14 protein-coding genes and 1 tRNA gene are annotated in these 17,953 nt (G+C 60.8%); 8 read left to right on the plus strand and 7 right to left on the minus strand.

What is annotated here, in order from left to right; genetic code table 11:
- Window positions 1-36: 36 nt before the first annotated feature.
- Together QZ540_RS06050 and nth are read right to left on the minus strand one after the other, a co-directional pair.
- Window positions 37-816, minus strand: coding sequence for a CoA pyrophosphatase (locus tag QZ540_RS06050; RefSeq protein WP_294628458.1), 780 nt, complete (start codon window positions 814-816; stop codon window positions 37-39).
- 50 nt (window positions 817-866) lie between these two features.
- Window positions 867-1,793 carry an endonuclease III gene (nth, locus tag QZ540_RS06055; RefSeq protein ID WP_294628460.1) on the minus strand — a complete coding sequence of 309 codons (927 nt, stop codon included), beginning with the start codon at window positions 1,791-1,793 and terminating at the stop codon, window positions 867-869.
- 149 nt (window positions 1,794-1,942) lie between these two features.
- Here nth and aroQ point away from each other — a divergent pair, with 149 nt between their 5' ends.
- Window positions 1,943-2,383, plus strand: a complete 441-nt coding sequence (gene aroQ, locus QZ540_RS06060; protein ID WP_044150130.1) for a type II 3-dehydroquinate dehydratase — start codon at window positions 1,943-1,945, stop codon at window positions 2,381-2,383.
- Between the two features lie 116 nt (window positions 2,384-2,499).
- On the opposite strand, the gene QZ540_RS06065 is transcribed toward aroQ, so the two are convergent.
- Window positions 2,500-3,678, minus strand: coding sequence for a MarP family serine protease (locus QZ540_RS06065; RefSeq protein WP_294628462.1), 1,179 nt, complete (start codon window positions 3,676-3,678; stop codon window positions 2,500-2,502).
- Between the two features lie 495 nt (window positions 3,679-4,173).
- Here QZ540_RS06065 and QZ540_RS06070 point away from each other — a divergent pair, with 495 nt between their 5' ends.
- On the plus strand, window positions 4,174-4,851 hold the full coding sequence (locus tag QZ540_RS06070) for a Crp/Fnr family transcriptional regulator (protein WP_005504653.1): 678 nt from the start codon (window positions 4,174-4,176) through the stop codon (window positions 4,849-4,851).
- A gap of 105 nt (window positions 4,852-4,956) precedes the next feature.
- Here QZ540_RS06070 and QZ540_RS06075 read toward each other — a convergent pair whose 3' ends face one another.
- The 3 genes from QZ540_RS06075 to QZ540_RS06085 all read right to left on the minus strand — a co-directional run bounded on the left by QZ540_RS06075 (window position 4,957) and on the right by QZ540_RS06085 (window position 6,990).
- Window positions 4,957-6,126: an NUDIX hydrolase gene (locus tag QZ540_RS06075; RefSeq protein ID WP_294628464.1), complete on the minus strand. Its 1,170-nt coding sequence runs from the start codon at window positions 6,124-6,126 to the stop codon at window positions 4,957-4,959.
- Window positions 6,119-6,601, minus strand: coding sequence for a RidA family protein (locus QZ540_RS06080; protein WP_294628467.1), 483 nt, complete (start codon window positions 6,599-6,601; stop codon window positions 6,119-6,121). The genes QZ540_RS06075 and QZ540_RS06080 overlap by 8 nt, the downstream gene beginning before the upstream one ends.
- Before the next feature lie 185 nt (window positions 6,602-6,786).
- Entirely contained in the window at window positions 6,787-6,990 is a 204-nt protein-coding gene (locus QZ540_RS06085; RefSeq protein WP_005504647.1) for a hypothetical protein, read from the minus strand.
- 166 nt (window positions 6,991-7,156) lie between these two features.
- Between QZ540_RS06085 and QZ540_RS06090 the strand changes: the two genes are divergently transcribed.
- The 5 genes from QZ540_RS06090 to QZ540_RS06110 all read left to right on the plus strand — a co-directional run bounded on the left by QZ540_RS06090 (window position 7,157) and on the right by QZ540_RS06110 (window position 14,443).
- Window positions 7,157-9,313 carry a transglycosylase domain-containing protein gene (locus tag QZ540_RS06090; protein ID WP_294628469.1) on the plus strand — a complete coding sequence of 719 codons (2,157 nt, stop codon included), beginning with the start codon at window positions 7,157-7,159 and terminating at the stop codon, window positions 9,311-9,313.
- Window positions 9,314-9,342: 29 nt separating this feature from the next.
- Complete coding sequence (locus QZ540_RS06095; RefSeq protein ID WP_294628471.1) at window positions 9,343-10,362, plus strand: metallophosphoesterase; 1,020 nt, start codon at window positions 9,343-9,345, stop codon at window positions 10,360-10,362.
- Window positions 10,362-12,398: an ABC transporter ATP-binding protein gene (locus QZ540_RS06100; protein WP_294628473.1), complete on the plus strand. Its 2,037-nt coding sequence runs from the start codon at window positions 10,362-10,364 to the stop codon at window positions 12,396-12,398. Before QZ540_RS06095 ends, QZ540_RS06100 begins: the two co-directional genes overlap by 1 nt.
- Window positions 12,398-14,260: an ABC transporter ATP-binding protein gene (locus QZ540_RS06105; RefSeq protein WP_294628475.1), complete on the plus strand. Its 1,863-nt coding sequence runs from the start codon at window positions 12,398-12,400 to the stop codon at window positions 14,258-14,260. The genes QZ540_RS06100 and QZ540_RS06105 overlap by 1 nt, the downstream gene beginning before the upstream one ends.
- Window positions 14,261-14,369: 109 nt before the next feature.
- Window positions 14,370-14,443 (plus strand) — tRNA-Pro (locus tag QZ540_RS06110).
- Between the two features lie 135 nt (window positions 14,444-14,578).
- Here the strand turns inward: QZ540_RS06110 and QZ540_RS06115 are convergent.
- The gene (locus QZ540_RS06115) at window positions 14,579-15,712 is read right to left on the minus strand and encodes a hypothetical protein (RefSeq protein ID WP_294628477.1); all 1,134 of its coding nucleotides are present in this window, start codon (window positions 15,710-15,712) and stop codon (window positions 14,579-14,581) included.
- Window positions 15,713-16,039: 327 nt separating this feature from the next.
- Between QZ540_RS06115 and QZ540_RS06120 the strand changes: the two genes are divergently transcribed.
- A complete protein-coding gene (locus QZ540_RS06120) occupies window positions 16,040-17,575 on the plus strand; it encodes a cation:proton antiporter (protein ID WP_294628479.1) in 1,536 nt (511 codons plus the stop codon).
- Window positions 17,576-17,953: the final 378 nt, after the last annotated feature.

Here is a 17,953-nt window from a genome sequence, read left to right on the forward strand (position 1 = left end):
TCAGGTATTTATTCCAGCCGGTTTTACTCCTCGTAGTTATTCTTCGTAGCCGGGTGCCGGGCGCATCTTTTTTGTATCCCAGGGCACGGTCCAGCCGAGCGAGTCGAAGATCCGGTCCAGTAGAATCGCGGTGAATCCCCACACGGTGAATTCTTCGCCGCCGGGCATGCGCACCTCGAAGGCGGGGGTGCGGTGTGAAGTGCGGCCGTGTTTGACGTAGGCGGTGTGCCGGTTGGCGGGGTTGAGCAGGTCACGCACGGGCACGCGGGCGATGAGCGCGGACTCGTTGTGGTCGACGACTTCGACGGGCACGGGACTGTTCCACCAGCCGATAACGGGGGTGACCATGAAGTTGCTGATGGGTAGCGGCAGGGTGTGCAGCTGGCCGAGGATCTGCACGCCGGCGGGGTCTAGCCCAGTTTCTTCGACCGCCTCGCGCAGGGCGGCGATGTGGGCGACGGGTTCGCCGGTGGTTTCGGCGTGCGCGTAGTCTTCAGGGTCGATTTTGCCGCCGGGGAAGGCGGGCTGACCGGCGTGTGAGCGCAGGGTTGCGGCACGCACGAGGAGCAGTACATCCAGGTCGGCGCTGACGTTCTCGGGGCAGCCTTCAAATTCGCCGGTGGAGGGCGAGTTGTCGAGCACGCCGAAGAGAATCAGCACGGCGGCTTCTTTGTTCAACGGGCTGGCGGGTGCGCTGCTTAGCAGGGCTTGGACGTCGAATTCCACGCCGCCCTCTGCGAGAGCCGCCAGTGCCTGCTGGGCGGGGTGCTGTGCCTCCTGCCCCGCCTGTTCGGGTTGTACCTCGGGTGCGCTCATCTGTGTACCTCTCTTCTGTGCGGCTGCATTCCGGTTTGGTTCAGTCGCCGTTAGGCGCTGAGCGGGTAGCCTTCTGCCATGAGTTCGCGGCGGGTTGCGCCCTGCAGGAATCGCAGGTGCAGGTCTTCTCGACCGGGTGCCATTTCGTATTTCATGAGTTTACGTGCTGCTTGTTCGTTCGTCTCCCCGGCTCCATAGGACGGGCAGAGGTCGGCAACGGGGCATACACCGCAGGCGGGCTTTTTGGCGTGGCAGATGCGGCGGCCGTGGTAGACCATGCGGTGTGAGAAGAGCGTCCAGTCTTTGCGGTCGATGAGTTCGGCGACGTCTTTTTCGACCCTTTCGGGGGCGTCTGCGGTGGTGAATCCCATGCGGCGTGCGAGGCGACCGAAGTGGGTGTCTACGGTCAGTCCGGGCACGTCGAAGGCGTTTCCGAGGACCACGTTCGCGGTTTTGCGACCGACTCCGGCGAGTTCTACGAGCTCTTCGAGGGTTGAGGGAACCTGCCCGTTGTGGCGTTCTACGAGCTGCTGGGAGAGGGTGACGATGGAGCGTGCCTTGGCGCGGTAGAAGCCGAGGGACTGAATGTAGGGTTCGACCTCTTCGGTACGTGCGGAGGCGAGCGCGGCGGCGTCCGGGTAGCGTGCGAAGAGTGCACCGGTGACGGAGTTGACGCGCACGTCGGTGGTTTGTGCCGAGAGCACGGTGGCGATGAGTAGCTCGAAGGGGTTGTCGAAGTCGAGTTCTGCGACGGCGTAGGGGTAGGTTTCGCCGAGGATGCGGTTGATTTTGCGGGCGCGGCGCACGGTGGCGAGGTGGCTTTCGGGTGCGCGGGCGTTGAGGCGGCGTGCGGCGGCTGCGGCTTTGAATTCGGGAACGAATCGGATCTGCAGGAGCGATTCGGTGTTCTGTGCCGCAGCGTTGCGTGCTGCGGTGTTCTGTGCGTCTGCTGTGGGCTGGGTGGCGTTCTCGGTCATAGCGCGAGGGTACCGGGCTTGGGTATGTGGGCGGTAGCGAGGTTCACCGTACTTGGCTCGCTCGCCCATCATTTTCTGTGTCTCATCTTTTTTTGGGCAGTTCGCGCCGACTAGCGCTTGGCGGGCGCCTACTGTGCCACACTGGTTTTATGTCAGATACGATTTTTGTGCTTAACGGACCGAATTTGAACCTGCTTGGGCAGCGCCGCCCCGAGGTGTACGGCTACACCACTCTGCACGATATTGAGCGTATGGTGCGTGAACGCGCGGCGGATCATGGTTTTGATGTTGAGTTTATGCAGTCGAATCATGAGGGGGCGCTGGTGGATGAGATTCAGCGTGCTCGCACTCGTGGCGCGGCGATTATTATCAACCCGGCGGCGTACACGCACACTTCAGTAGCGCTGCACGATGCGCTGGAGGCGGCTGAGCTTCCGGTGGTTGAGGTGCACCTGTCGAATGTGCATCGCCGCGAGGAATTCCGTCATCATTCGTTTGTATCACCGCAGGCTACTGCGGTGATTGCCGGTGCGGGTGCGTACGGCTATGTCATGGCGGTTGATTTCCTAGCGCAGCACCTTGCGGAATAGCAGCGCAGCATTTGGCAGAATAGCCCCGCCTATCCCCCTCGCTCAACAATTCAGCGTTAAATAGTTCAGGCTCCCGTTCCTCGCTAGAGGTTCGGGAGCCTGAATGTTTTTACTCGTTACTTGCGGCAGGTGCCGGTGGAGACTGCGGCGGTGTTGTCGCCGCCTTCGGCCAGTGCCTGCTTGAGGGTGCTTGCGGTGATGGCGTAGCCGGCCTGGCCGGTGGTTGCCCTACCGAAGATTACACCGACCACGTTACCGTTCTCGTCGAGGACGGGGCCGCCGGAGTTGCCGTGCTGCACGTCGGCTGCCAGCTGGTAGACCTGGCGCATGGCGTTGGCGCGGCCGGTGTCAGCGTCGATGGTCTGGGTGTTGCCGATGCCCTGCACGGTGGCAGGCAGCGCCTTGAACGGGCCGCCCTTGGGGTAGCCCATGAAGGTCACGAGGCTACCTGCGGTGGCGTTGGTGCCAATGGTCAGCGGTGCAAGCGGCAGCTTGGGAACGCTGATGAAGGCAAGGTCCTGTTCGGTGTCCATGTAGACGACGGTGCCGGGCCAGGTGCGGCCGCGGGCGTCCTGCACGACCGGGGAGGTCACGCCGGCGACCACGTGGGCGTTGGTGACAACCAGGCCGTTATCCGCCACGAAGCCGGAGCCGGTGGAGGTGTAGCCGCACTGCTCTGCGGCGCCCAGGATCTCAACGACCGAGGCTGCCGCCTGGTCCAGTGCCGCGGATTCTACGGTCTGGGTGGGGGCGCTGGTTTCGGGTGCGATGAGCTGGCTGACTTCCGGAATGGTTCCGAAGGCGAGCACGTCGTTGCGTACCGTGTTGATGCGGTCCTTGACGACCTCGGGGGTGGAGGCGACCATCCAGGAGAGGGTCTTGGATTCGCTGAGCACGGTGTTGAGCTGCGGGATGGGCACAGTGCGCATGGAGATGGTCAGCACGACCATGACCAGGGCGCAGGCTGCGAGGTTCAGCACTCCGCCGAAGAAGCGTTCAATGCCCTTGAGCGGGGTGATGTCGGTGACGCGGCGGATGGTGCGTCCGGCGACGAGGCCGAGCCACTGTCCGATGGTCAGGCAGATGATGAGCACACCGACGGCGGTAATGAGGCTCCACTGGGATCCCACGGAGGCGACGGCGAGGGGCACGAGCCAGGCTGCAGCGCAGACGCCCAGGCCCAGGCCGAGGAAGGTTCCGAGGGTGGTGAAGAATCCGCTGCGGACTCCGGCGAGGAAGTAGAGCAGCAAGATGATGGGGATAGCAATATCAAGCAGGTTGATGCCAGTCGTCACGACTAATTGCCTCCTTGGTGGGTAGAAATGGTCACGGTGTGCCCAATGTGGTTGGTGCGGGCTGGCGCCCTGTGAGTGTGGTGGCACGCTGTACCCTGCGGCGGGCGTGACGGGCGGTTCCGGGGTTGTTGAGACCGGGTTCTGCCTCGTCGCATCGTACCGCGTGTGGAGGCGGTGCGCCTCCTTGTCATGAGGGTTTGTCATGAGGGTGTCAGCGTGCTTGGTACCGAAAAAGTACACACCTGGATGCTTGATATTAGGGGCTGAACCTGTGGGTAAGCTTTGAATTTTCTCGAAAGAAATAACTTTTGCTGTAAAGCGCCCTATATCGGAATGCATAAAGCGCTTTTTTAGGGTACGCTCATATCAGTTGAATATGTCACACTAGCTTGAGCCTTCTCACATTTCAGATGTTGAGACGCATGACACCGGTTCGGGCTCACTCACTGAACATTTACGAGCTTCGGCTCATCACCTCATATCTAGGAGAACTTTATGGATCTCGAGATCCTCCGTCGCACCCCTCTCTTTGCTAACCTCGACGATGCAGCTTTCGCTCTGCTGACCGATGACATTCAGGAGATTGACCTCTCCCGCAACGCTGTCCTCTTCTACGAGGGTGACCAGGACGACCAGCTCTTCGCTGTGCTCTCCGGTAAGGTCAAGCTGGGCCGCACCGCCGCTGACGGCCGCGAGAACATGGTCGCGATTATGGGTCCCGGTGACGTTTTCGGCGAGATGGCTCTCTTCGATCCTTCGCCCCGTTCGACCAACGCTGTGGCTGTTTCTGAGACCCGCTTGGCTGCCATCAAGCACGAGTCCTTCAAGCGCGCACAGCAGCTGGACCCCTCGATTTCCGATCAGGTTATTAAGACTCTGGCTCGCCGCCTGCGCCACGCTAACGAGGCACTGGCTGACCTGGTCTTCTCCGACGTTCCCGGCCGCCTCGCTAAGGCTCTGCTGGACCTGGCTGACCGCTTCGGCCGCCCCGCGACCGACGGCGTGCTCGTTGCTCACGAGCTGACCCAGGAAGAGCTGGCACAGCTGGTTGGCGCATCCCGCGAGACCGTGAACAAGGCTCTTGCCGAGTTCGTTTCTCGTGGCTGGATTCGCCTGGAGGCACGCGCGGTGGTCATTCTGGACCTGCCCCGCCTGCGCCAGCGTTCCCGCTAAAGACGCACGACTTAAATAAAATCAGGAGCCGTTTCCCTCTGCATGGGGAAACGGCTCCTGATTTATTTAACGCTTCAGTCATGAGCGTGTGTAGGCGGCAGCTCGCTAGAGCACGCCCATCGCGCCGGTGTACATGGAGCCGGTCGTAGCCGGGACCACCTCGGTGAAGGAGAGCATGCACGCACCGTTGTGGGTGACGAGCACGGGCTTCTTCACCTCAATCTTGCGGCGCTTGGACAGCCACGCCACGGAGGTCTGCGCCTTCGCCAGAGATTCGAGCAGGCACATCACGCCGGGGGTGATGAGCTGGTCGAGGGTGCGGCCCACCGTGTTGGACTGGCCGATGCGGTCGCCCAGTTCGCTGGTGTCCTTGGCTTCGAGCAGTTCGCGCACGTTCAGCCAGTCGCCCCACACGCCCTTACCGAGCAGCAGCTTCGGGTCCTGACCCACGGGCAGTGCTGTACTGAAGTAGGCGATGTCGTAGCGCTTGAGGAAGAAGTCCGGGGACTGCCAGCGCGCCACGGGGCGCAGCAGGTCGGCACGCACGCTCAAACCGCTGGAGGTCAGGAAGTCGGAGAAGCTCTTATCCTGAGCAGCGACCGCCTCACGCCATGCCATGAGCTCGGGGGTGCTGGAGCGCTCCACAACGTCCTGTTCATCCTCGCCAGCAAGCAGAATACCGGTCTCTTCGAAGGATTCACGCACGGCAGCCATAACGCTGCGGCGTGCCTGAGCAATATCGGAAAAGTGGAACTGCTCTTCCCAATATTCGGCGCCAGGGCCAACCCAGGAGGCAGACTCATCATCACCGGGAAGAGCCGTACCACCGGGGAACGCCACCACACCCAGCGGGGAGGTGCCGGGGCGGTAGGTCAGAATCGTTTCGAGACCGTTGTCGCCGTCGCGCACAAAAATGACGGATGCCGCCTGACGCATCGTGCAGCCGGTTGCACCTTCGTTGCCGCCCTCGCGCCAGCTTTCGGCGGCGGTGCGCATGAACTCGGGAATCGTGTAGAGACGCTGAATGCAGGAGGTTCGCGGGTTAGCCGCGGACTGTCGACCGGTGAACATGCGCGGACGTTCCACACCATCAGCCGGGGTGGGGGTGCCGAAGCGGCGTTCCTGCACCGGCAGGGTCTTGATGTCCTGTGCCCCACCAGATCCGTGACCGTCGATACCGTTCACCGTCTTTTGGGCGCCACTTTGTGCTGCCCGCTGAGCCTGGGCAGCACGAATAGCAGACAGCGGCAGCGCGCCGGTGTACAGATTAGACATACTCAACGATGATCTCGACCTCTACGGGCGAGTCCAGGGGAAGAACGGGAACACCCACGGCGGAGCGGGCGTGCTGGCCTGCCTCACCGAAGATCTCGCCGAGCAGTTCGGATGCGCCGTTAATGACGGCGGGCTGAGCGGTGAAGCTCACCTCGGACGCCACAAAGCCAACAACCTTCACGACGCGCTGCACGCGGTCCAAGTCGCCAATAACGGACTTGACCGCCGCCAGGGCGTTGAGCAGGCTGATACCCGCGTACTTCTTCGCATCCTCGGGGGTCACGAAGCCTTCAGCGCCAGAGTCGGAAACCTTACCGGTTTCAGGCAGGGCGCCGTCAACGAAGGGCAGCTGGCCGGAGGTGTACACGTAGGAGCCGGAGGTCACCGCGGGAACATAGGCGGCAACGGGGGCGGGAGCTACGGGCAGTTCGTAACCGAGTTCGCGGATACGTGCTTCAATACGGGATTCAGTCATGATTACTCCAGAAGGATGGCGGGTGCTGGCACCCAAACGGTGATAGTGGAAACGCCGCAAATCTAAACGCTACTGATATTCAGGCAGCTGTTAAACGGCTAACCGGCGGCCTTCCTCATCTATTCCCGCGCTCCCCTAGTTAAAGGAGAGTCGGGATAGCGAGGTGACCGCCGGGTACGCTGCTCTTAGTCAGCCTTCTCGCGCTTAAAGTAGGCGATGGGGTTGCCCTGAGTCGGAGCGACCATGTTCGACGCGGGGGTTGCGCCAGCAGGTGCGGATGCGCCGGGGAGAACGGTTACGAGCTCCCAGCCGTCTTCACCCCAGTTGTCGAGGATTGCCTTGGTCGTGTGGATCATCAGCGGTACAGTTGCGTATTCCCATTTCTTCATACCCTCTAGACTAGCTTTCAGGGTCGAATAAGTAAAAGGGATTCGCTATGGTTTTGGTCAATGTCCGGGGCTTTTTGGGGCTTTATTCTCAGGGCTGAGGCGCCCACCTCCCTGTGGGGTCCCGAGACGGGCTTCTTCTCACAGTTTCATGGGATAAACTGAATGAATGGCTTCATCTAAGAAAACCCGTGCGCGTCGCCGTCCGGGAGATTTTTTGCAGTTCCTCGCGTTCAGCGTGATTGCCGGTTTCCTCGCGGCAATCATTGTCGTACCCCCGGCTGTGAGTGCCGGTATGGTCGCGAACGCGTCGATGTCATGGTTCCAGGACCTTCCTGACGACATTGCCGATGGCATCTCTTCCCGTCCTTCTACTATTTACGCTGCTGACGGCAAGACCGAAATCGCGACCTTCTTCGAAGAGAACCGTGAGCCGGTCAAGCTGGATCAGATTTCTCAGAAGATGAAGGACGCCATCGTCTCGGTTGAGGACCGTGATTTCTACAATCACGGCGCTGTCTCCGCGATTGGTATTGGTCGTGCGTTCCTGAACAACATCATTAACTCCGGTAGCGGTCGCCGTCAGGGTGCATCCACCCTGACCCAGCAGTACGTCAACAACCTCATTGTGGACGCCGCTGTGGCTCGTGGTGAGGACGCTACCGCGACCCTGAACGGTAACAAGACCTACGCCGCAAAGATTCGCGAGATGAAGCTTGCGATTTCTATGGAGCAGAACAAGTCCAAGGACGAAATCCTTGAAGGCTACCTGAACATCGTGAACCTGGGTGGTTCGAACTACGGTGTTGAGGCTGCTGCACAGTACTACTGGGGTATTTCCGCTAAGGACCTGAACGTGGCGCAGTCCGCGCTTCTTGCCGGTCTGGTGCAGGCACCGAACGTGTACGACCCGACCGTGAACCCCGAGCTCGCCCGTGAACGCCGCGACATCGTTCTGGGCACCATGCTCCGCGACGGCAAGATTACCGATAAGGAATACAGCGACGCCATCGCCAGCGACATTAAGCTCAACGTCCACCCCAAGTCCCAGGGTTGCTCCCTGGCGGGTGACAAGGCGTTCTTCTGCCGCTACGTGGTCAACTACCTGCTGCAGGACGAGTCCCTCGGCGCAACCGCTGAGCTGCGTAACACCGCGATTAAGCGTGGCGGCCTGAAGGTTGTCACCACCCTGAACCCCGAGGCTCAGACCGCGGCAAAGCAGGCAGTGGACTCCACCCAGCCGGCAGCCACCAACTGGAACGACGTGAACTCCGCACTGACCAGTGTTGAGCCCGGCACCGGCCGCGTCATCGCCATGGCTCAGAACACCGAGCTCGGCACCCCTGCTGACGCGAACGACCACTCGAAGACCGAGTACAACTACAACGTTGATTCCGCATACGGCGGTACCAGGGGCTTCCAGCCCGGCTCGACCTTCAAGCCGATTATTCTGGCTCAGTGGCTCCGAACCGGCCGCGGTGCGAACGGCACCGTGAACGGTACCCAGCTGTTCTGGCCCACCAGCTTCGGCTGGAACGCCAAGTGCTACGACGGCGGTAAGTACTACTACACCGGTCAGCCGAACGGCTGGTCCTACAAGAACGCAGTCAACGGCGGTCTGACCTACGGTACCGCTGCGTACGGTATTCGCCAGTCGTTGAACTCGTACCTGTACGGCATGCTCTCCCAGATTGACCTGTGCGATGTGCACGACCTGTCCATCAAGATGCACGCGCTGGACGGTACTGGCGAGCCGCTGCACAGCATCCCCGACCTGGGTACCAACATTGGTGGTACCAAGTACGGTATCTCCCCGCTGACCAGCGCATCCATGTACGCTATCTTCGCTTCTGAAGGTAAGTACTGCACCCCCCGCCCGGTCGATAAGATCACCAAGACCAACGGTGAGACCCTCAAGGAATACCAGAACCAGTGCGAGCAGGTTCTTGAGCCGGACATCGCAAACGGTGTCAGCTGGGTTCTGAAGGGCGTTATCCAGCCTGGCGGTTCCGCATCCCAGCGTGGCATTGGCCTGCCGAACGGTTCGGCTGCGAAGACCGGTACGAACGATAACTCCTCCCAGACCTGGCAGGTTGGCTACACTCGTGGCCTGTCCACCGCGTCTTGGGTTGGTTCTAACAACCTCGGCTTCCGCTCCCTGAACGGTGTGGGCATTAACGGTCGAGTCCTCGAGTACGTCGATGGTGCAACCTACGCGGGTGCACAGTGGCAGTCGTTCATGAAGACGATGGCCCCGAAGTACGACACGAAGGACTTCACCACCCCCAGCGATAAGGTTCTGTCGTACAGCTCGAATCCTAGCTAATCTAGCTGAAGCCTGAAAGGCGATTGATCATGTGTGAAAACGCAGTCAACGCCCGCGTCCCCGTGGCGGTCCCCGGCGCACGCGGCTCCTCCCCGCTCCTGAAGAAGGTTGCGGGGGCGGTAGCCGCCACTGCAGCCTTGGGGGCCGCCACGGCGGCGTATGGGCACTTTATTGAGCTGAATAATTTTCAGCTCCGCACCGAGTCCCTGCCGGTGCTGCCTGCCGGTAGCCCCGACTTCAGGATTCTGCATATTTCGGATATGCACATGATTCCGGGGCAGCGGAAGAAGACCGAGTTCATGCACTCGCTGGCTGCCCTGGAGCCGGATTTGGTGATGAACACGGGCGATAACCTCTCCCACGTGGACGGTATGGGTCCGTTGCTGGAGGCGCTCGACCCGCTCATGGACTTCCCCGGTGTGTTTGTGCCCGGCTCGAACTGCTATTTCGCGCCCGTCTTCAAGAACCCGGCACGCTACCTGTGGCAGCCACGCACCCCGCAAATGATTGAGGAGGGCTCGCGCGTACCACTGCCCATTGAGCGGATGCACGACGCCTTCGAGTCGCGCGGCTGGACGGGCCTGGTCAACCGCTACGACACGCTGAACCTCAAGGGTCTGCGTCTGGAGTTCTCCGGTGTGGATGACCCGCACCTGCGTTACGATGAGCACCCCGGCTTCGCGCCCGGTGCCTTCGATGAGGGTGAGGAGCCGAGCGTCCGTATCGGCGTGGCGCACGCCCCCTACATGCGTACCCTGTACCGTTTCGTGCAGGACGGCGCACAGGCTATTTTTGCCGGCCATACGCACGGCGGTCAGGTCTGCCTTCCCGGCGGTCACGCTCTGGTCAGTAACTGCGATTTGCCGCCTTCGCGTGCGAAGGGTGTCAGTGAGCAGTCCGGTATTCCGGTTCAGGTTTCTGCCGGTTTGGGCACCTCTCGTTTTGCTCCGGTGCGTCTGTTCTGCCCGCCGGAGGCGATTCTGGTGACCCTCACGGCTCGCGATAAGGAGCAGTCTACCGCCGCCGCTTCGGCAGGTGGTCGCCACTAATGTCTGAGGCTTCTACAGCACACACGACTAAGCGCCGCCGCAATCCCTTCCTGGAGACCGCGAGCGAGCCGACCCCCGACCCGATCGACTACGCGCACGGTCAGCGTGCCCCGCGCACCCTCGCCGCCTATGCGCGTCCGATTCGTGTGCGTTGGGGTGTGGGTCTGCTGGTGGCGTTTGGTGCCGGTGCCCTTGAGATTTCCATCCCGCAGATGTTGCAGATTATTGTGGATCACCTCTCGCAGAGCACCACCGAGAGCGCCATTTGGATTGCCGGTGGCTTGGTGCTTCTGCTGGGCATTGCGCACGCCTCCTTCATGTATTGGAGGCGCTGGCTGATTGTGGATCCGACCTCCACGATTGAGCTATCCATGCGCATGAACTTCTTTGACCGGTTGCTCAGCGCCCCGCTTTCTCTGCTGGACCGTTGGCCCTCCGGTCAGTTGCTGACCCGCTCCATGAGCGATTTGGGTACGATTCGCCGCTGGTTGTCCTTCGGTATTGTGCAACTGCTGACTGTTGCGGTGATGTTCCTGGTCGGTGGCTTCTTCATGTTGCGTTCTTCGCCAACCCTGGCGCTGGTATTCGTGGTGACGGTGCCTATTCTGGTGCTGTCGCTGGTGAACTTTACCCGCAAGTACTACCGTGCTTCGCATGAGATTCAGCAGATGACCGGTGACCTCTCCACCCGTATTGAGGAGTCGGTGCGCGGCGTCCGCGTCATTAAGGCGCTGGGCCGCTCCCCCGAGCAGATTCAGGAATATTCCGAGTCGGTGGATGCCCTGCAGGTACGCGAGTACGGCAGGTCGATGCTGGTTGCTCGCGTTGCCCTGTACCAGGGTCTGATTGTGGGTGTCTCTACGGCGGTGGCGCTGGCTGTGGGCGCTTCGCAGGTTGCCGCGGGCACCCTGAGTTTGGGCGCGATGACCGCCTACTTTGCGGTTCAGACGACCGTGCTCAGCCACGTGACGCGCTCGACCGCGCTGATGTCTGCCTATTTGAGCTATAAGGTGGCGCTCGAACGCCACAACGAGGTCATGGACGAGCCGGGCTTTGAGGCCGTGCCGCTGGTCCGTGGTTCCGGGGCTGTGTCTGGCCCCGAGCATCCGCAGGGTGCTTCTGATTCGTCAACAGTAGCTGGAGTGTCTGCCGAGGGCGGCTCCGGGAAGGAAACTATGCAGTACCCCAGCGGTGGCGCAGTATCTGTCACTTTCGATCACGTTCAGTTCAGCTACGACGCTGCCGACGCGTCTGCCGCTGTTCCTGCAGAGGCTACCGGCGCAGACTCTGAGGTGAAGGCACCCGAGGTGTCCGTGCTGAAGGACGTGAACTTCAAGGTCTTCCCGGGCGAGATTCTGGCGCTGGTCGGTGCAACCGGCAGCGGTAAGTCCACTGTGCTCTCGCTGGTTCCGCGTTTCTACGAGCCGACCTCCGGCTCCCTGCGTTTTGGCACCCGAGATACCGCCGACATGTCTATTGAGGAGGTGCGCGCCCAGACCGCGTTCGTCTTTGAGGAGGCGGTGCTCTTCTCCGGCACGGTCCGCGAGAATGTGCTGATGGGCGTTGCCGAGCAGTACGAGCGCGGCACCGAGGATGAGGACTACCCGAGCCAGGAAGAGCTGGAGGCGACCCTGAACACCGCGCTGCAGCTGGCTGCGTGCGATTTCGTGGCGGAGCTTCCGCAGGGTCTGGATACCGTCATTGGTGAGGAAGGCATGAGCCTGTCGGGTGGTCAGCGTCAGCGCCTGTCCTTGGCGCGTGCCCTAGCGAAGCGCCCCTCCGTTCTACTGCTGGATGACCCGTTCTCGGCGCTGGATGTGAACACCGAGGAACGTATTATTACCGGTCTACGTGAGGGTCTGGAGGGCCTGGGCGGTGCCACTACCCTGCTGACGGCGCATCGCCCCTCCACGGTGGCTCTGGCTGACCGCGTGCTGCTGATGGTTGACGGTGCCGTGGTGGCTGAGGGTACTCACGCTGAGCTGATGGATTCTTCGGAGCAGTACCGCCAGCTGATGACGATGGAGGAGGGCTAATGGCCCATCATCGTCCGGCGGAGCCGCGGGAGGAGATGACCCCGCAGGAGCGCGCGGAAACCCGTGAACGCTCGATGGCTCTGCTGCGTCAGATGTTGCGCCCGCATCGTGGGGCGTTGGCGCTGTCGATTGTTTCGGTGCTTTTGGTTTCGGGGTCTTCGGCGATTGCGCCGATTCTGATTGCCCGCGTCTTGGATAGTTCCATTGAGCCGCTCAAGCAGGGTGACGCATCTGTCCTGCTGACCCTGCTGGTGTTTTTTGTGGCGGCTACCGCGGTGACCGCGATTTTCTCGTGGGTTAACGTGGCGTACACGGTGCGCGTGTCGCTGGGTGTGGTGGTGTACCTGCGTAAGCGGGTGTTCCGTCACGCGCAGTCGCTGAGTGTGTCGTTCCATGAACGTTACACCTCGGGCAAGGTCATTTCGCGTCTGACCAGCGATATTGATACGGTCCGTAGCTTCTTGGACAGTGGCATTAGCCAGCTGGCGATTACTCTGCTGTCCATGGTGATTTCTGCGGTCGCTATTTTTCTGCTGGATTGGCGTATCGGTCTGTTCATGCTGGTCATGGGCATACCGATTTATTTCTTGACGCGCTGGTTCCAGAAGACTGCGGTGCCGGTTTTTCGCACGATGCGTACCGAGTCTGCGCATCTGACGAGCCGTTTTGTGGAGACTTTTACGGGTATCCGCGCGGTGAAGGCGTTTGGTGCGGAGGCGCAGATGCGTTCCGAGTACGCTCAGGCGTCGGAACGTTACCGCCTGGCGGTGATGGATTCGATTAAGATTTTCGGCATCTACTCGCCCGTTCTGATGCTTTTGGGCAATGTGTTTATTGCCGGTGCGCTGGTGCTGGGTGGTTACGCGGTGCTGGGCGGCACCATGCAGATCGGTACCCTGCTGGCGCTGGTGATTTACGCGAACCGTGTGTTTGAGCCGGTCATGCAGCTCTCCGAGTTCTACAACATGTTCCAGTCGGCGATGTCCGCGCTGGAGAAGCTGTCGTCGTTCTTGGCTGAGGAGCCGGAGGTTGCTGAGCCGGAGCATCCGCATGAGCGCGCCGTGGAGTCTGCTGACGGTACCGCTGAGGGCGCGTCCGGCAAGGTTCAGGGTGCGCTGGTTGAGCTGGATTCGGCAGTCTTTGGGTACACCTCAGACCGTCACGCGCTGAAGGAAACGACCCTGCGCATTGAGCCGGGTACGACCGTGGCACTGGTGGGTGCTACGGGTGCCGGCAAGTCTACTATCGCTAAGCTGGTGGCTCGTTTCTACGATGTTTCCTCCGGCCAGGTACGTATTGACGGCGTGGATGTTCGCCAGCTGGCGGACGTGCAACTGCGCCGTGAGGTGCTCATGCTGACCCAGGAGGTGTTCCTGTTCTCCGCGTCGATTCTGGAGAATATCCGCATGGGTAACCCCCAGGCCTCCGATGAGCAGGTGAAGGCTGCCGCTAAGGCGGTGGGCGCTGACGCGTTCATTGAGCGTCTGCGTGACGGCTACGAGTCGCAGCTGGGTCGTGGCGGTATTACTCTGTCGGCGGGTCAGCGTCAGCTGGTGTCCTTTGCTCGCGTGTTCTTGGCGAATCCGCGGGTGCTGATTCTGGATGAGGCGACGGCTTCGCTGGATATTCCGAGTGAGCGTGCGGTGCAGGCGGCGCTGCGTACCGTGTTGGCGGGGCGTACGGCGCTGGTGATTGCGCATCGCCTCTCGACGGTTTTGGGTGCTGATCGTGTGCTGGTGATTCATGAGGGGTCCGTGGTGGAGGATGGCTCCCCGCAGCAGCTGATTGCCTCCGGCGGTCGTTTTGCGGCGATGTACGCCTCGTGGGATGAGCTGAATCAGGTGCAGGAGGCTGACGTTTAGGCGCCTCTGAGTCGCCCCAACATCCGGCGGCGTGCCGCTGTGTTGCGTTCTGAATTTTTTTGGGTTATCCTAGGTGAGTTGCCTACGGTATTCGCTGATAGGTCAACATCGGGATGTGGCGCAGCTTGGTAGCGCGCGTCGTTCGGGACGACGAGGTCGCAGGTTCAAATCCTGTCATCCCGACAACTAGCCCCGGTCCGCTGGACCGGGGCTTTGTCGTACCCGCAGTATTTTTTGCCGCAGAGCTTTAATGCATAAAAGCGACCCCCTACCCGTGCAGAAACGCAGGGAGGGGGTCGCTTTGAGTTCAGATTTTGCTTAGCCGCGCCCGGAGATAAGGGCGAGAATCGCCTCCAGGGGGCCGCGTCCGGCAATAGAGCGCGCCATGCGCGACCAGAGGGTGCAGAAGCCCAGGGCGATGACGGCGCCGAGCAACAGGAAGGCGCTCCAGTACACGGCGGTGCCCCAGCCTCCGGTTGCCACGTAGTGCTCGCCGACGGTGAATGCCTTGATGGTGGGGCCTGCGTAGATGATGATTCCGCTCAGCACGATGGAGGCGCTCAGCGACATCTGGCCCAGGCGCGCAACGGGGGTGAGCATTCCCGCCTGCGCGGAGAGCAGGCGCGCGCATTCGGCCCAGAAGTAGAGGATTGCCGCCAGGTTCAGGGTTAGCAGTACCTGCGGGGTGTTGAGGAAGCCCAGCTCCGTGTAGGGGTTGAAGGTGCGGTACACGGCGAGCGCCAGTACGGCGAGTACGACGGGGATTGCGAGCTTTGCCTGCAGGTTGTCGTAGAGGCGCACGAGCACGATGCCCAGGCACATGACCCAGATGAGCTGGGCGCTTTGGGCGTGGTTGACTCCGTGGCTCGCCAGGAAGGGCAGCTGCACGGCGGTCCACGCATCAGCCTGGGCGGCTACGTCCATGAGCAGGGTGTAGGTCCAGGTGATGAAGGGGCTGGTGACTACCGCAAGCACTGCGACTACCCAGAGGGGCAGGTGCACGACGAATAGGGTCAGCAGGGTGAGTAGTGCCAGGTGCACGAGCATGTCGAAGGGCAGAGAATAGCTGAAGCCCTGTGCCGGTACGGTGACGCCGGCTTCCGGCAGGTAGGTGATGCCTTGCATGAGTGCCACGCCCAGCAGTAGTAGCGCGAGGAATCGCACGATGGTTCCGGCGAAGAGCTGCGGGAAGTTTGCGGTGCGTGCATACCGCCAGGCGGCTGCACCGAGGATGGCGGCGAAGAGCGGTTCAGCCGGTACGAGGGTCTGCGGGATCCAGAATTTCCAGGAGACCGGAATCAGCTGCAGCCAGTATCCGAAGGGGATGAGCAGGCTGAGCACGGCGAAGGCGCGGGCGAGGTCGAGCCCGAGGTCGCGTCGGGTACCTCCGAGGGAAGCGGCGCGTGCCCCGCTGCTGACGGTGGGGATGGGTTGAGTGCGCCCTGCTGCCATGTCCTCGCTCCTTGTAGTGCCGTGTTTGAGAGTCTGTGTGCCGCTTCCGGTGGTGTGTGCCGGATGCGCTGGCATAGGTGTTAAGTGTAACGGTGGAAGCTGTGTCCAGCGGGGCGGTGGCGCGGAGGTTTTGCTCTCATGCCGCTTCTCTGCCGGCTGTTGACCGGCGCCTCTCGCCCCTGGTGAGTGCTGTTCAAGTGTTGTTGTGTGGGGGTAGGTGTGTACCATTGGTACGTTCTTAAAGGTGGGGTAATCCAGCGGGCGCATTTTTGCCCCGTTTACTGTTTCAAACGCGCCCCACCTGCACATACACCACGTTGAGGTTTTATGTTTTCGACTTTCTCCCCTCTTTTCTTGACGGATTTGGGGACTTCCGGCGCTCTTCTTGCCTCGGGTACGACCCTCTCGGAAGGGTCGAGCCACGATAGCGGCCAGTTTGTGTCCATTTTCTGGATTACCCTGGTTGCGTTGCTGTCCCCGATTCTTTCGCGTCTGACGGGTAAGAAGATTCCGGATGTGGTCTTCCTGCTCATTTTTGGTCTGCTCATTGGCCCGAATATGCTCAACCTTGCTAGCAGTCAGGGCGGTATTCCGCTGCTGAAGGAGCTTGGTCTGGGCATGCTCTTTTTGATTGCGGGCTTTGAGATTAATGTGTCGTCTCTGCGTAGCCGCCAGGGGTATAGCGCTATTGCCACGTGGTTTGTGTGTTTTGCCTTGGGTATGGCGGGTGCGGCGGTGATTACGTCGTTCTCGCGTGAGCTGAATACGTATGTTGCGGTGGGTGTGGCGCTGAGTTCTACGGCGTTGGGCACTCTGTTGCCGATGTTGAAGTCTCATGGTGCCGCCGGTACGCCGGTGGGTAATGCGGTGCTGGTGCACGGTGCTGTGGGTGAGCTTCTGCCGATTTTCGCTATTTCGTTGCTGTTGTCGTCGCGTTCGCCGGGCATGGCGTTTGTGGTGCTGCTGGCGTTTATGGTGGTTGCGGTGATTACGGCGCTGATTCCTCACCGCCTGTTTGCGCATGTGCCGGGTCTGCGCCAGATTATGGCGGCGGAGGCGAATACGACCGGTCAGACGGTTCTGCGTCTTGCGATGTTCCTGCTGGCTACCCTGATTATGTGCACTGCGCTCTTTGATTTGGACGCGGTGCTGGGCGCGTTTGCGGCGGGTCTGATTCTGCGTACTCTGACTCCTCCGGCGGCGTTGCATATGATGACTCGCCGCCTTGAGGTGGTTGGTTTTACGTTCATGATTCCGCTGTTCTTTGTGGTCAGCGGTATGGGCATTGACGTGTCTGCGGTGTTTGCGAATCCTCTGGGTCTGCTTGCTGTGGTGGTGGGTATTTTGCTGTGCCGTGGTGTTCCGGTTCTTTTGGCGGAGCATTTCTTCGATACCCGTTCGGGCCTGACCACTCGCGCGCAGAAGGCGCAGTTGGCGCTGTATTCGGCTGCGGGTCTGCCGATTATTGTGGCGGTGACGGAGGTTGCGACCAGTTCGGATCTTTTGGAGGAGTCAACGGCTTCTCTGCTGGTGGCTGGTGGCGCGCTGACGGTTCTGCTGTTCCCGCTGTGGGCGTTGGGTATTCGTCAGGCGTTTGGTTCTGGTCAGCCGGCGCAACAGGAGCCGAGCCGTAAGGAGCAGATGAATGCGTTGAAGGCTCAGCGTAATGCTCAGACGAAGCTTGCCACGGGCATGATTCCGGTGGTTCGTTTGAAGTCCCAGGCTGATACGGCGGATAGCTCTGATGCTCAGCCCGGCTCTCAGGGCGCTGCGGGCGCTTCCGTTGAGGCAAGCGCTGGCTCTCGGGCTGGGGCAAAGAAGCGTAAGGGTTCTGCGGAAAATACGGGTTCTGCAGAGATCTAGCAGCGGCTACGGTACGGTTGCCTTCGGCGTTTCAAGGTCGGGTTACAAACCGGTTTGAGTGAGAATCTCGCTTACAGTCACCGCAACCTTATGTGGGATTGAATTTATAAAACCACACAATACCAGGCAGTTAAAGCCCTGCAAACCAACATGCATCCCACATATAGAATCAAAACCCACCGCATCCCCTCTTGAGGCTGCGGTGGGTTTTTTGCACCCGAAAGACCCTATAAACCGCGGAAAGATGAGAATCTTCCTTAAATTCGGATTTTTTATGCAAATATTACAGAAGATGACGTGTCTTAGCTTTCGCGACTGACACTTTGTCCTATAAAATTGAAAGCACACAGGGTATTTCCCTAAAACACACATAAACCA

The sequence above is a fragment of the uncultured Rothia sp. genome, from assembly GCF_916049665.1.
Taxonomy (GTDB): Bacteria; Actinomycetota; Actinomycetes; order Actinomycetales; family Micrococcaceae; genus Rothia.

Excerpts from the sequence above, each read along its gene's own strand:
- QZ540_RS06050 (WP_294628458.1), bottom strand. The coding sequence starts at position 816 with ATGAGCGCACCCGAGGTACAACCCGAACAGGCGGGGCAGGAGGCACAG.
- nth (WP_294628460.1), bottom strand. The coding sequence starts at position 1,793 with ATGACCGAGAACGCCACCCAGCCCACAGCAGACGCACAGAACACCGCA.
- aroQ (WP_044150130.1), top strand. The coding sequence starts at position 1,943 with ATGTCAGATACGATTTTTGTGCTTAACGGACCGAATTTGAACCTGCTT.
- QZ540_RS06070 (WP_005504653.1), top strand. The coding sequence starts at position 4,174 with ATGGATCTCGAGATCCTCCGTCGCACCCCTCTCTTTGCTAACCTCGAC.
- QZ540_RS06075 (WP_294628464.1), bottom strand. The coding sequence starts at position 6,126 with ATGTCTAATCTGTACACCGGCGCGCTGCCGCTGTCTGCTATTCGTGCT.
- QZ540_RS06080 (WP_294628467.1), bottom strand. The coding sequence starts at position 6,601 with ATGACTGAATCCCGTATTGAAGCACGTATCCGCGAACTCGGTTACGAA.
- QZ540_RS06085 (WP_005504647.1), bottom strand. The coding sequence starts at position 6,990 with ATGAAGAAATGGGAATACGCAACTGTACCGCTGATGATCCACACGACC.
- QZ540_RS06090 (WP_294628469.1), top strand. The coding sequence starts at position 7,157 with ATGGCTTCATCTAAGAAAACCCGTGCGCGTCGCCGTCCGGGAGATTTT.
- QZ540_RS06095 (WP_294628471.1), top strand. The coding sequence starts at position 9,343 with ATGTGTGAAAACGCAGTCAACGCCCGCGTCCCCGTGGCGGTCCCCGGC.
- QZ540_RS06100 (WP_294628473.1), top strand. The coding sequence starts at position 10,362 with ATGTCTGAGGCTTCTACAGCACACACGACTAAGCGCCGCCGCAATCCC.
- QZ540_RS06105 (WP_294628475.1), top strand. The coding sequence starts at position 12,398 with ATGGCCCATCATCGTCCGGCGGAGCCGCGGGAGGAGATGACCCCGCAG.
- QZ540_RS06115 (WP_294628477.1), bottom strand. The coding sequence starts at position 15,712 with ATGGCAGCAGGGCGCACTCAACCCATCCCCACCGTCAGCAGCGGGGCA.
- QZ540_RS06120 (WP_294628479.1), top strand. The coding sequence starts at position 16,040 with ATGTTTTCGACTTTCTCCCCTCTTTTCTTGACGGATTTGGGGACTTCC.